Annotated in this window: 12 protein-coding genes and 1 pseudogene; 11 read left to right on the forward strand and 2 right to left on the reverse strand. The window is 63.5% G+C overall.

The window, feature by feature from the left end:
* Nucleotides 1-55: 55 nt before the first annotated feature.
* Nucleotides 56-937 (reverse strand): LysR family transcriptional regulator, encoded by an 882-nt coding sequence (locus tag ACWGS8_RS01010; protein ID WP_454579202.1) that lies wholly within the window; start codon nt 935-937, stop codon nt 56-58.
* Nucleotides 938-1,099: 162 nt separating this feature from the next.
* Between ACWGS8_RS01010 and ACWGS8_RS01015 the strand changes: the two genes are divergently transcribed.
* The 3 genes from ACWGS8_RS01015 (at nt 1,100) to ACWGS8_RS01025 (ending at nt 3,778) form a co-directional block, all read left to right on the forward strand.
* Nucleotides 1,100-2,596, forward strand: a complete 1,497-nt coding sequence (locus ACWGS8_RS01015; RefSeq protein WP_454579203.1) for a CoA-acylating methylmalonate-semialdehyde dehydrogenase — start codon at nt 1,100-1,102, stop codon at nt 2,594-2,596.
* Between the two features lie 291 nt (nt 2,597-2,887).
* Entirely contained in the window at nt 2,888-3,193 is a 306-nt protein-coding gene (locus ACWGS8_RS01020) for a hypothetical protein (RefSeq protein WP_454579204.1), read from the forward strand.
* 312 nt (nt 3,194-3,505) lie between these two features.
* On the forward strand, nt 3,506-3,778 hold the full coding sequence (locus tag ACWGS8_RS01025; protein ID WP_454579205.1) for a hypothetical protein: 273 nt from the start codon (nt 3,506-3,508) through the stop codon (nt 3,776-3,778).
* 8 nt (nt 3,779-3,786) lie between these two features.
* Here the strand turns inward: ACWGS8_RS01025 and ACWGS8_RS01030 are convergent, their stop codons facing one another.
* The gene (locus tag ACWGS8_RS01030; protein ID WP_454579206.1) at nt 3,787-4,425 is read right to left on the reverse strand and encodes a GntR family transcriptional regulator; all 639 of its coding nucleotides are present in this window, start codon (nt 4,423-4,425) and stop codon (nt 3,787-3,789) included.
* A 123-nt stretch (nt 4,426-4,548) separates the two neighbouring features.
* On the opposite strand from ACWGS8_RS01030, the gene ACWGS8_RS01035 reads away from it, so the two are divergent.
* The 8 genes and pseudogenes from ACWGS8_RS01035 to ACWGS8_RS01070 all read left to right on the forward strand — a co-directional run bounded on the left by ACWGS8_RS01035 (nt 4,549) and on the right by ACWGS8_RS01070 (nt 12,971).
* Entirely contained in the window at nt 4,549-5,484 is a 936-nt protein-coding gene (locus tag ACWGS8_RS01035; protein WP_454579207.1) for a dihydrodipicolinate synthase family protein, read from the forward strand.
* Nucleotides 5,485-5,498: 14 nt separating this feature from the next.
* Nucleotides 5,499-6,812 (forward strand): NAD(P)/FAD-dependent oxidoreductase, encoded by a 1,314-nt coding sequence (locus ACWGS8_RS01040; protein ID WP_454579208.1) that lies wholly within the window; start codon nt 5,499-5,501, stop codon nt 6,810-6,812.
* A 17-nt stretch (nt 6,813-6,829) separates the two neighbouring features.
* On the forward strand, nt 6,830-7,831 hold the full coding sequence (locus ACWGS8_RS01045) for a 4-hydroxyproline epimerase (RefSeq protein ID WP_454579209.1): 1,002 nt from the start codon (nt 6,830-6,832) through the stop codon (nt 7,829-7,831).
* 336 nt (nt 7,832-8,167) lie between these two features.
* Nucleotides 8,168-9,070, forward strand: a complete 903-nt coding sequence (locus ACWGS8_RS01050; RefSeq protein WP_454579210.1) for a branched-chain amino acid ABC transporter permease — start codon at nt 8,168-8,170, stop codon at nt 9,068-9,070.
* A gap of 88 nt (nt 9,071-9,158) precedes the next feature.
* Nucleotides 9,159-10,670 (forward strand): high-affinity branched-chain amino acid ABC transporter permease LivM, encoded by a 1,512-nt coding sequence (gene livM / locus ACWGS8_RS01055; protein WP_454580104.1) that lies wholly within the window; start codon nt 9,159-9,161, stop codon nt 10,668-10,670.
* A pseudogene (locus ACWGS8_RS01060) lies at nt 10,670-11,773 on the forward strand (ABC transporter ATP-binding protein); the annotation flags it as partial. The gene livM and the pseudogene ACWGS8_RS01060, both read left to right, overlap by 1 nt.
* A gap of 11 nt (nt 11,774-11,784) precedes the next feature.
* Nucleotides 11,785-12,513: an ABC transporter ATP-binding protein gene (locus ACWGS8_RS01065; RefSeq protein ID WP_454579211.1), complete on the forward strand. Its 729-nt coding sequence runs from the start codon at nt 11,785-11,787 to the stop codon at nt 12,511-12,513.
* A gap of 110 nt (nt 12,514-12,623) precedes the next feature.
* Nucleotides 12,624-12,971: a DUF6867 family protein gene (locus ACWGS8_RS01070; RefSeq protein WP_454579212.1), complete on the forward strand. Its 348-nt coding sequence runs from the start codon at nt 12,624-12,626 to the stop codon at nt 12,969-12,971.
* The last annotated feature ends 20 nt before the right edge of the window (nt 12,972-12,991 follow it).

Raw genomic sequence — 12,991 nt, forward strand, 5'->3', positions numbered from 1 at the left:
AGGAAAAGGCGGCGTGTCTTGCGGTCTACCTGCCAGGCGCCTCTGACGGTGCTTTCTACAGGAAAAGGTTTCTCTCCCGCTCCACCGCCTTGGTGATGAAGCCGGCGACGATCTGGATGCGGCGCAGCGGCCTGACCGATTCGTGATAGACCAGCCAGTAGGCGCGGCGGATGGGTGCCACCACATCGACGGTCACCAGCTCGGGCATCGAGCGCGCGACGAAGGTGTGCAGGATGCCGATGCCGGCGCCCGAGCGCACCGCCTCGGCCTGGCCGAGTGCCGAGGAGATGGCGAAACTGGTGCGCCAGTCCGTGCTGAATTCGGCCGCGTAGTCGAGCGAAGGGCTGACGATGAGATCCGGCACATAGCCGATGAGCGTGTGCCGGGCGAGTTCGGCTGCGGTTTTGGGCAGGCCATTCGCATCGGCATAGGCGCGCGAGGCAAACAGGCCGAGCGAATAATCGACCAGCTTTCCCGCCACCAGTCGGCCCTCGGTCGGCCGCTCGACGGTGATGGCGATGTCGGCCTCGCGCCGCGACAGCGAGAAGGAGCGCGGCACCGGCACGAGCTGGATCGTCAGTTCGCGATGCAGCGCGGTCAGTTCGCCGAGACGCCTGGCCAAAAAGGCGACGCCGAAGCCGTCCGGCGCGCCGATGCGCACGGTGCCGGAGATGTCGTCGCCTTCGCCTGATATGGTCGAGCGCGCGGCGATCATGTCGCCCTCCATGCGCTCGGCAATGTCGAGGAAGCGCTCGCCTGCCGGCGTCAGTTCGCTGCCGGTGGTCAGACGGCGGAAGAGCTTTGTGCGCAATGCGTCTTCGAGCGCGGCGATGCGGCGCGAGACGGTGGCGTGGTTCAGCTCCAGTCGCTTGGCGGCGCCAAGGATCTGGCCGGCGCGTGCCACGGCGAGGAAGATGCGGACGTCATCCCAGTTCATGGGAATCCCCAGGAGATATCTTTGCGGTCCTCCATTTGCGAGAATTGATGCTCGCCCGTCAATCGTTATCTATTTGCTGCACAACGGTTGCGTTCTTCCTCGCGTTGCCATCGCCACCGCAAAGGCGGACAATGCGCCAATCACAAACAAGGGAGAGATATCATGATCGAATACGGTCATTTCATCGGCGGCAAGCGTGTGGCCGGGACCAGCGGCCGCAAGCAGGACGTCATGCAGCCCATGGACGGCTCCGTACGCGGCACGGTGGCGCTGGCCTCGCAGGCGGAACTGCGCGCGGCGGTCGAGAACGCCAAGGCGGCGCAGCCGAAATGGGCCGCCACCAACCCGCAGCGCCGCGTGCGCGTGCTGATGAAATTCCTCGAACTGGTCGCCCGCGACTATGACGAACTGGCCGACATACTGGCGCGCGAGCACGGCAAGACCATCGCCGACGCCAAGGGCGACATCCAGCGCGGCCTCGAAGTGGTCGAGGTCTGCATCGGCGCGCCGCATATGATGAAGGGTGAATTCACCGATGGCGCCGGCCCCGGCATCGACGTCTATTCGATGCGCCAGCCGCTCGGCGTCGTCGCCGGCATCACCCCGTTCAATTTCCCGGCGATGATCCCGCTGTGGAAGATCGCGCCGGCGATCGCCTGCGGCAATGCCTTCATCCTGAAGCCGTCGGAGCGCGACCCGGGCGTGCCGATCCGCATCGCCGAACTGTTCCTCGAGGCCGGCCTGCCGGCGGGCATCCTCAACGTCGTCAACGGCGACAAGGAAGTCGTCGACGCCATCCTCGACGATCCCGACATCAAGGCCGTCGGCTTTGTCGGCTCCACGCCGATCGCCCATTACATCTATTCGCGTGGCACCGCGGCCGGCAAGCGCGTGCAGTGCTTCGGCGGCGCCAAGAACCACATGATCATCATGCCCGACGCCGACATGGACCAGACCGTCGACGCGCTGATCGGCGCCGGCTACGGCTCGGCCGGCGAGCGCTGCATGGCGATCTCGGTGGCCGTGCCGGTCGGCAACGACACCGCCAACCGGCTGATGGAAAAGCTGATCCCGCGCGTAGAGAGCCTGAAGGTCGGCCCGTCGACGGATTCGGCCGCCGATTTCGGCCCGCTGGTGACGGCGCAGGCACTGGAGCGCGTGAAGGGCTATGTCGACACCGGCGTCAAGGAAGGCGCCACGCTCGTCGTCGACGGCCGCGGCTTCAAGATGCAAGGCTATGAGGACGGCTACTATATGGGCGGCTGCCTGTTCGACAATGTCACGCCGGACATGCGCATCTACAAGGAAGAGATCTTCGGGCCGGTGCTCTCGGTGGTGCGCGCACCGACCTACGAGAGCGCGATCAAGCTCGCCAACGAGCACGAAATGGGCAATGGCGTCGCCATCTTCACCCGCGACGGGGACGCCGCGCGTGACTTCGCAAGCCGCGTGCAGGTCGGCATGGTCGGCGTCAACGTGCCGATCCCGGTGCCGATCGCCTATTACACGTTCGGCGGCTGGAAGGCGTCTTCCTTCGGCGACCTCAACCAGCACGGTCCGGACGCCTTCCGCTTCTACACCAAGACCAAGACGGTGACCTCGCGCTGGCCGTCCGGCATCAAGGACGGCGCGGAATTCGTCATTCCGACGATGAACTGACCGGACGGTTTTCGTGCTTGCGCGTCCTTGCCTTCGGTTGCGGGCGCGCGGGCCGGCATCAAGCACGGCGCGGAATTCGTTATTCCGACGATGAACTGATCCAACGCAGATCGAACAAAGGCCCGGCATACGCCGGGCCTTTCGCATTTCGATCGCCAAAACGCCGAGGTGATGGAACCAACAGGGCATCATCCGCCTTAGCCCGTATCCCTGCGGAGCTTGCAGGCAACTAACAACTAAATGGCGCGCCGACAGCAGCCGGGGTTCTCGTCTGGCGCAAGGAGGTGTCGGATGACACTACATCTTATGGCGGCAACTTCCCTTACCGTGATCGCACTATGTGCAGGCGCCACCCCGGCCAGTACAGGCGGGCAATGCGCCGCGCGCGTCGACATCGTCAAGGCGCTCGGCGAGAAGTTCCATGAGAGCGAGGCCGGACGTGGCCTGATCAATCCCAACGTGGTCCTCGAGGTCTTTGTGTCCGAGCAAGGCAGCTGGACCGTGCTGGCCTCCGATACAAAGGGCCAGAGTTGCATCCTGTCCGTCGGTGAAGGCTGGGACAGCGCAACGATGAAGGCGGTCCTGCCGGGCGCTTGAGCGACCCGGCGCGTTCGCGGCCACCTCGACAGGCCAGCAAGTTGATTGCGCCGTGATGGGAGACCTTCTTGCGGCGGTCGGAGCGTGGCTTGTTTTCAGATTGGGGCCTCACCATATCGAATCCAGGGAATGCGATAGATTCCCTGACGACAGACCGGAAACCAGAAGGAGTGACGTGATGAAGACGTCGAACCCGGCCTGGAGCGTTCCGATGTATTGAGGCTGCCCCATGTGCCTCCCTTTGCCGGAACGCCAAGGCGAAGGAGGTGCCAAATGGCACACAGATTTTCGTTTCGATGGATCAGGATAGCCGTGATCGGCGCCGCGCTGGCGCTGTCGACGCTGTCGGCGCAGGCGCAATTTATCTGCGGCGGCCACAACGACCTCGTCGCGGGACTGGCGAAGGCCTTTCAACAAAAGCAGATCGGCTACGGTGTGGTCGGGCAATCCGCCATTGTCGAGATCTATGTCTCGGCAAGCGGGACCTGGTCCATGCTGGTGACCGACGTGCAGGGCCGAAGCTGCATCTTCGCGACCGGTGAGGGATGGGAGAATACCGCCATTGCCGCCGCGCAAGGGATCTGATCGCCCGTTCAGCGTGTCGCGGCGACCTCGGCATGGCCACGCAGCAGAGCCATCAGCCGCTTGGCATCCTTGGCGGCTGCCTCCTCGTCGCCGTCGAGGATCGAGCGGATCAGCGCGACATGATGCTCGGCTGACTCGGCCAGGCCGGTATCGGCCTTGTAGCGGAACCAGAAGCGGCGGCTGTGGGTTTGCAGGGGCGCGGCCAGACGCGCGGCGAAGGGGTTGTCGGCGGCCAGCGCCAGGGCCTCGTCCAGCGCCTTGTCGGCCTGGATGAAGGCAAGCACATTGCCCGAGATGACTGCCTTCTGCATGGCAAGCGCCGCCTCGTGGAACAGGTCGGCGGCCTCGCGGGTGACGAAGCGGGCGGCCGAGCGGGCCAGCACCACCTCGACACCGCGCCGGGCGTCGAGCACGCGCAGCCAGTCGCCGGGATGCAGTGGCGCGATCGCGATGCCGGCGCGCGGCCTGACATCAAGCAGCCCCTCCCAGGCCAGCCGCTGGATCGCCTCGCGCACCGGCGTGCGGCCGAGGTCCAGCTTCTCGATAAGCGCCCCCTCGGTGACAAAGCTCGACGGCGCCAGTTCCAGCGTGACGATCATATGCTCGAGCACGCGGTAGGCCTTGGCCGCCGCCGGCTCGGACGTCATGGTTACATCCATGGATATCAAAGGCGATCTCCTGATATATTTTGAATATATCATAACGGATTCCGCATTGACAGCGACTTTCTTAACAGATATACGGCTGATATATCAGATGGAGACGCGATTATGTGGACCGGAGTTTTCCCTGCCGTCACGACCAAATTCACCACCGACGACCGGCTCGACCATGCGGAAATGGAGCGCTGCTTCGGCTTGCAGATGGAGGCCGGTTGCGACGGCGTCATCGTCTGCGGCTCGCTCGGCGAAGGGCCGATGCTGTCGCCCGACGAGAAGATCGAAGTGCTGAAGACCGCGCAGAAAGTCGCCGGCAAGAAGCCGGTGCTGCTGACGGTCAATGAGGCGGGCACCCGAGAGGCCGCCGCTATCGCCAAGCGCGCCGCCAGCGAAGGCGCCAATGGCCTGATGGTGGTGCCGAGCCCGATCTACCACACCAATGCGGAGGAGACCGTCGCGGCGCTGCGCGCGGTCGCCGAGGCCGGCGACCTGCCGGTCATGATCTACTCCAACCGGCTCGCCTATCGCGTCGACGTCACCGTGGACCAGATGGAGGAGCTGGCGTCGGACGAGCGCTTCGTCGCCATCAAGGAGTCCTCCGACGACATCAGGCGCTCGACCGAGATCATCAACCGGCTTGGCGACCGCTACGATCTGTTCACCGGCGTCGACAATCTCGCCTTCGAGGCGCTGTCGGTCGGCGCCATCGGCTGGGTGGCCGGTCTGGTCACCGCCTTCCCGCGCGAGACCGTCGCCATCTTCCAATTGATGAAGCAGGGCCGCCGCGAGGAGGCGCTCGCCATCTACCGCTGGTTCCGGCCGCTGCTCGACCTCGACGTCTCGACCTATCTGGTACAGAACATCAAGCTTGCCGAAGTGCTGGCAATCGGTACCAATGACCGTGTGCGTATGCCGCGGCAGCCGCTGTCGGGCGAACGCCGCAAGGCGGTCGAGAAGATCATACGGGATGCGCTGGCGGCGCGGCCGGAGCTGCCGTCGCTCCAGACGTCTCCTCTATCGGCGGACAGACTGGTGGCAGCCGAATAAGGGACAGCACCGACGTGCCAGGAAATTCCAAATCCCCGGAACAGGAGCAGCGCTCCGCCGCTGGGGCACTTTCTCCCCGTGAATGGGGAGAAAGAAAAAATATCGCCATTGTCGGCGGCGGCATTATCGGCATCTGTGCCGCTGCCTTCCTTGCGGAGGCGGGGCGCAGCGTAACAATCTTCGACCGCACCGGCATCTGCGAGGAGACGAGCTCCGGCAATGCGGCGGCCTTCGCCTTCTCGGACGTGCTGCCGCTGGCGCACAAGGGCATGATCAAGCACCTGCCGAAATGGCTGGCCGATCCGCTCGGCCCGCTCAGCATTCCGCCGGCCTACCTGCCGCGGCTGCTGCCTTGGCTGATCCGCTTCTGGCGCGCCGGCGCGCCAGCGAAATACGAAGCGAGCCTCGCCGCCCAAGCCGGCATGATGAAGCTCGCCGAGGCGGAATGGATGGACCTGCTCGATCGCTCCGGCACGCGGCCGATGCTGCGCGAGGATGGCTCGCTGGAGCTCTACGAGTGCGAAGCCGAGTTCCGCGCCTCGCTGTCCGGCTGGGCCGCGCGCGAGCGTTTCGGCATCGGCTTTCGCCATGTCGAGGGCGGCGGCCTGGCGGAATTGCAGCCAGGCCTCTCCCCGCGCTTCATCAAGGGCACCTTCGTGCCGGGCTGGAAGACGGTCGCCGATCCAAAGCTGCTCGGCAAGGCGGTGTGGGCTTATGCCGAGGCCAAAGGCGCCCGCTTCGAAATGGCCGGAATCGACCGGGTCGCGGCGGACCAGGATGGCGCGACGCTGACGCTTGCCGACGGCACGAACAGGCAGGCAAGGCACCTCATCATCGCCGCCGGCGCCTGGTCGCACCTCCTGGCGCGGCAGCTTGGCGACCGCATTCCGCTGGAGACCGAGCGCGGCTACAACACGACGCTGCCCGGGAGCGCCTTCGACGTGAAGCGGCAGCTGATCTTCTCCGGCCATGGCTTCGTCATCACGCCGCTCGAGACGGGTCTGCGCGTCGGCGGCGCCGTCGAGCTCGGCGGCATCGAGCGACCGCCCAATTTTGCCAGGTCGAAGGCGCTGTTGCGGAAGGCGCAGCAATTCCTGCCCGGGCTCAATCCCTCGGGCGGGCGCGAATGGATGGGGTTCCGGCCCTCGCTGCCGGATTCGGTGCCTGTCATCGGCAAGGCTTCGAGAAGCCGGCCGGTGGTCTATGCTTTCGGCCACGGCCATCTCGGCCTGACCCAGGCCGCGGCGACGGGACGGTTGATCCGGGAAATCATCCTGGGGCAGGTTGCGTCTGTTGACCTCGCCCCCTTCAGTCCACAACGGTTTTGAATTTTTCGAGGAACGACATGGCCAAGAAATCCTTCTTCTGCATCGACGGCCACACATGCGGCAATCCAGTACGGCTGGTCGCCGGCGGCGGCCCGCTGCTCGAGGGGTCGACGATGATGGAACGGCGCGCGCATTTCCTCGCCGAGTATGACTGGATCCGCACCGGGCTGATGTTCGAGCCGCGTGGCCATGACGTGATGTCGGGTTCGATCCTCTATCGGCCGACGCGCGAGGATTGCGACATCGCCATCCTGTTCATCGAAACCTCCGGCTGCCTGCCGATGTGCGGCCACGGCACCATCGGCACGGTGACGATGGCCATCGAACACGGGCTGGTCAAGCCGAGGACGCCCGGTGTGCTGAGGCTCGACACGCCGGCCGGGCTGGTCATCGCCGAATTCAAACAGGTTGGCGAATATGTCGAGGAGGTGCGCATCACCAACGTGCCGTCTTTCCTCCATGCCGAAGGCCTGACGGTCGAATGTCCGGGGCTCGGCGAGATCACCGTCGATGTCGCCTATGGCGGCAATTTCTACGCCATCGTCGAGCCGCAGAAGAACTACCGCGACATGGCGGACTATTCCGCCGGCGACCTCATCGCCTGGAGCCCGGTGGTGCGGCAGCGGCTCAACGAGAAGTATTCCTTCGTGCATCCGGAAAACCCCGGCATCAACAGGCTGTCGCACATGCTGTGGACCGGCAAGCCGACGGTCGAAGGCGCCGACGCCCGCAATGCCGTGTTCTACGGTGACAAGGCGATCGACCGCTCGCCATGCGGCACCGGCACCTCGGCGCGCATGGCGCAGCTCCATGCCAAGGGCAAGCTCAAGGCAGGCGATGCCTTCGTGCATGAATCGATCATCGGTTCGCTGTTCAAGGGCAAGGTCGAAAAGCAGGTCGCCGTGGCGGGCAAACCGGCGATCATTCCCTCGATCGGCGGCTGGGCGCGGATGACCGGACTGAACACGATCTTCATCGACGACCGCGATCCGTTCGCGCATGGTTTCGTGGTCAAGTGAGGAGAATCCTGACCCTGCGGAAGGAGTGTGACGAAAAGACGAACCCTGTCAGGAACGCAACGATTCTTCTTATCACCTAATTTTGACGGTGATTTCTTCGAAGCGGGGCGCATGATGCAGCCGAATCGTCAAAGACATTGCGTTATGCCAATGATAGGGTCCGCGATAGTCCAGGGGTCGGGTGCAGAAAGCGGGCGGTCGGAACGACGTGAATCGGAAACACGCGGGGCGGTCAAAAAAAATCACGTTGCAATCCGGGCTCGAAACTTTACGACTAGGGGAAATACGAAAAGGAATGCGTCTGCATGGGCGACATTCCAGGGGAGCCACGTACACATGCAGTATTTTGTCCAGCAGCTTATCAACGGGCTGACGCTGGGATCGATCTATGGGCTGATCGCAATCGGCTACACGATGGTCTACGGCATCATTGGCATGATCAACTTCGCCCATGGCGACATTTTCATGGTGGGCGCCTTCACGGCGCTGATCGTCTTCCTCATCCTCGGCGCGCTGTTCTATTCGGTGCCCGTGGTCATCGCGCTGCTGGTCATGATGATCGTGGCGATGCTGCTCACCAGTCTCTACAACTGGACGATCGAGAAGGTGGCCTACCGGCCGCTGCGCGGTTCGTTCCGGCTGGCGCCGCTGATTACCGCCATCGGCATGTCGATCGCGCTGTCGAACTTCGTCCAGGTGACGCAAGGTCCGCGCAACAAGCCGATCCCGCCGATGGTCAGCCAAGTCTACAACCTCAATGGCGTCAGCGTGTCGCTGAAGCAGATCATCATCGTCATCGTCACCGCGCTGCTGCTGGTGGTGTTTTGGTACCTGGTCAACAGGACCTCGCTTGGCCGGGCGCAACGCGCCTGCGAACAGGACCGCAAGATGGCCGCACTGCTTGGCGTCGACGTCGACCGCACCATCTCGATCACCTTCATCATGGGTGCCTCGCTTGCCGCCGTCGCCGGCACGCTGTTCCTGATGTACTATGGCGTGGTGGCTTTCTCCGACGGTTTTGTGCCGGGTGTGAAGGCATTCACCGCGGCGGTGCTTGGCGGCATCGGTTCGTTGCCGGGCGCCGTGCTCGGCGGGCTGCTGATCGGCTTCATCGAGAGCATGTGGTCGGCCTATTTCTCGATCGACTACAAGGACGTCGCGGCGTTCTCGATCCTGGCGATCGTGCTGATCTTCCTGCCTTCCGGCATATTGGGCCGGCCAGAAGTCGAAAAGGTCTGAGATCATGGCCGTGACCGTATCTCGTGAGAGCGACAGCGTCGCCACCCCCACTCAACGCGCGCTCAAGGAAGCGTTCTATGCCGGCGCAATCGCGCTTGGCCTGTTCGTATTGTTCATCGGGCTGAAGACCGGTCAGAACATGTCCAATGAACTGGTCCTGACTCAGCGTTGGGGCCTGCTCGCCGCCGTGGTGATCGCCACCGCCGTCGGTCGTTTCCTCTATGTCGCCTATGGCCAGCCCTTCATGGCCAACCAAAAGATCACCAACGTCGCCACCGGTCTGTTGCCGGCCAGCGTGGGGTCACGGTTCTTCACGCTGCCGGCGTTCATCGTGGCTGTCGTCGCGGCGGTGGTGCTGTTCGTGTTCAATGGCTCCCTCGCCGGATGGGTGGGAGCAGAGCCGGCCGGCTATCTGCAATTCCTGCGCGCCCTGGCGGTCATCTATCTGCTGGCTTGCGCGATCTATTACTTCCGCGCCTTCATCCATGCCAACTTCACCAAATTGGGCATCACGGCGCTGGTGCTGTACCCGATCCTCGTGGTCGCGGTGCTGTCGCTCAATGCCTGGTCGATTGCTGGAGGGCTGCAGGGCTCGCTGAAATGGGTCGATAATTTCGGCATCCAGATCCTGATCTACGTGATGCTGGCCTGGGGACTGAACATCGTCGTTGGCCTCGCCGGCCTGCTCGACCTCGGCTACGTCGCCTTTTATGCACTTGGCGCCTATGCCTATGCGCTTCTCGCAACACACTACGGCCTGTCGTTCTGGATCCTGCTGCCGGCCGCGGGCTGTATGGCCGCCCTGTGGGGGGTGTTGCTCGGCTTCCCCGTGCTGCGCCTGCGCGGCGATTATCTGGCGATCGTGACGCTCGCCTTCGGCGAGATCATCCGCCTGGTGCTGATCAACTGGCGCGAGGTCACCAACGGGTCGGCCGGTATCTCCGGCATTCCCAAGGTTTCCTTCTTCGGCCTGATGACCTTCAACGTGTCGGACCCCAACTACATCGCCAAGGTTCTCCATCTCGCGACCTCGAGCGCCTACTACAAGATCTTCCTCTACTATCTGATCCTGGGCCTGTGCCTGCTTACCGCGTTCGTCACCATCAGGCTGCGCCGTCTGCCGGTCGGCCGCGCCTGGGAAGCCTTGCGTGAGGACGAGATCGCCTGCCGCTCGCTCGGCATCAACACCACCACCACCAAGCTGACCGCCTTCGCCACCGGCGCCATGTTCGGTGGCTTCGCCGGCTCGTTCTTCGCCGCGCGGCAAGGCTTCGTCAGCCCGGAATCCTTCGTTTTCCTGGAATCGGCCATCATCCTTGCCATCGTCGTTCTCGGCGGCATGGGCTCGCTGGTCGGCATCGCGGTTGCCGCGATGGTGATGATCGGCGGCACCGAGGCGCTGCGCGAACTCGACTTCCTCAAGCAGATCTTCGGGCCGGACTTCACTCCCGAACTCTACCGCATGCTTCTGTTCGGCATGGCCATGGTCATCGTCATGCTGTGGAAGCCGCGCGGCTTCGTCGGCAGTCGTGAACCCACCGCCTTCCTCAAGGAGCGAAGGGCTGTCTCAAGCTCCTTCACCAAGGAGGGCCACGGCTGATGAATGCGACCACGCAAATGAACGACGCCATCCTGCAGGTCGAACATCTGTCGATGAAGTTCGGCGGCCTGGTCGCCATCGGCGACCTGTCCTTCACCGCCAGACGCGGCGAGATCACGGCGCTGATCGGGCCTAACGGCGCCGGCAAGACCACCGTGTTCAACTGCATCACCGGCTTCTACAAGCCCTCCGAAGGCATGATCACGCTCAACCGGGCCGATGGTTCCAGCTACCTGCTGGAACGGCTGCCCAACCATGAGATCCCGGCGCGCGCCAAGGTGGCGCGCACCTTCCAGAACATCCGCCTGTTCTCGGGCATGACGCTGTTGGAGAACCTTCTGGTTGCCCAGCACAACAAGCTGATGAAGGCATCGGGCTATACGGTGCTTGGCCTGTTCGGCTTCAGCGGTTACCGCAAGGCCTCAGCCGAGTCGATGGAACTGGCCAGGCATTGGCTGGAAAAGGCCGATCTCGTCGATCGCGCCGATGATCCGGCCGGCGACCTGCCCTATGGCGCGCAGCGGCGCCTCGAGATCGCGCGTGCCATGTGCACGGGTCCGGAGCTTCTGTGTCTCGACGAGCCGGCGGCCGGCCTCAACCCGAAGGAATCGGCGGCGCTCAACGAGCTCTTGATGGACATCAAGAACAACACCGACACCTCGATCCTGCTGATCGAGCACGACATGTCGGTGGTCATGCAGATTTCCGACCATGTCGTGGTGCTGGAATATGGCCGCAAGATCTCCGACGGCAATCCGCAGTCGGTGCGCACCGATCCGCGCGTCATTGCCGCCTATCTCGGCGTCGACGACGAGGAGGTCGAGACCGTGCTGACCGAGGTCGGCGACGAGGATGTCATCGAGCAGCTCGACATAGGGCCGGATGCCGCGCATGGCCCGGGAACATCGTCGTCATACCTGGCCGGACCGGTGACCGACACCGTCGGACACAGCGAAGGCGAGCGCGTCACGGTGTCGAAGGGCGCCTCCAAGGCGGCACAGGTCGATGCCCGTGCGGCTACCGTGGCGAGTAAACCTGTCACCAAAAAGCCGGCGGCCACGGCCAAGCCGACCGGAAAATCCTCAACAGCCAAGCCGCGTGGGGGGCGTAAATAATGGCCGGGACAACGCTGCTCGATATCAAGGGCGTGGAGACCTATTACGGCAACATCCGGGCGCTGAACGGCGTCGATGTCACCGTCAAGGAGGGTGAGATCGTGGCGCTGATCGGCGCCAACGGCGCCGGCAAGTCGACACTGATGATGACCATTTTCGGGGCGCCACGCGCCCGCACGGGGACCATCACCTTCGCCGGCACCGACATCACCCAGTTGCCGACGCACGAGATCGCGCGCATGCGCATCGCCCAATCGCCCGAAGGCCGGCGCATCTTCCCGCGCATGACGGTGATGGAAAACCTGCAGATGGGCGCCAGCCTCGACAACCTCAAGCACTATGACGAGGACGTCGAGAAGGTGTTCGCGCTGTTCCCGAGGCTCAAGGAGCGCATCGCGCAGCGCGGCGGCACGCTGTCGGGCGGCGAGCAGCAGATGTTGTCGATCGGACGCGCGCTGATGGCGCGGCCGAAGCTGCTTCTGCTCGACGAGCCGTCGCTGGGCCTGGCGCCGCTGATCGTCAAGCAGATCTTCGACGCCATCCGCGAGCTGAACCGCACGCAAGGGCTGACCGTGTTCCTGGTCGAGCAGAACGCGTTCGGCGCGCTGAAGCTCGCCACGCGCGGCTACGTCATGGTCAACGGCAATGTGACGATGAGCGGCACCGGCAAGGAACTGCTCGCCAATCCGGAAGTGCGCGCCGCCTATCTCGAAGGCGGACATCACTGAGTTTGGAGCGGAATGTGCATCCGGTATCCCGCTCCAACTTGTTCGTTTGTCGCATGATCCTTGTCCGAAAAGTCTGCAACTTTTCGGGATCGTGCTAGGGAGACTTCATCATGCAGGGCATTCTCTATGAGGAACCCTCGATCTGGCAGTTCTTCTTCGTCACCTGCCTGCTCGGCGGCTGGGCGGCCTGGATGACCGGCAAGGCCAGCGCCCAGACATGGCGCTCCTTCATCCAGCTTTTCATCTATCTGCTCGGGCTTGGCATCGGCATCCGCTTCATCCATCACGCGCTGTTCGACGGCACGATGTTCTCGCTGCAATATTATATCGTCGACACCATCGTGCTGATGATATTGGGCTTCGTCGGCTATCAATACACACGGACCAACCAGATGGTCACACAATATAATTGGCTCTACGAAAGAGCTTCAATTTTGAGCTGGAAACCGAAAGGTTGACGTTCATCCTTAACGCCGCG

It is taken from the genome of Mesorhizobium sp. 43Arga (assembly GCF_053714255.1).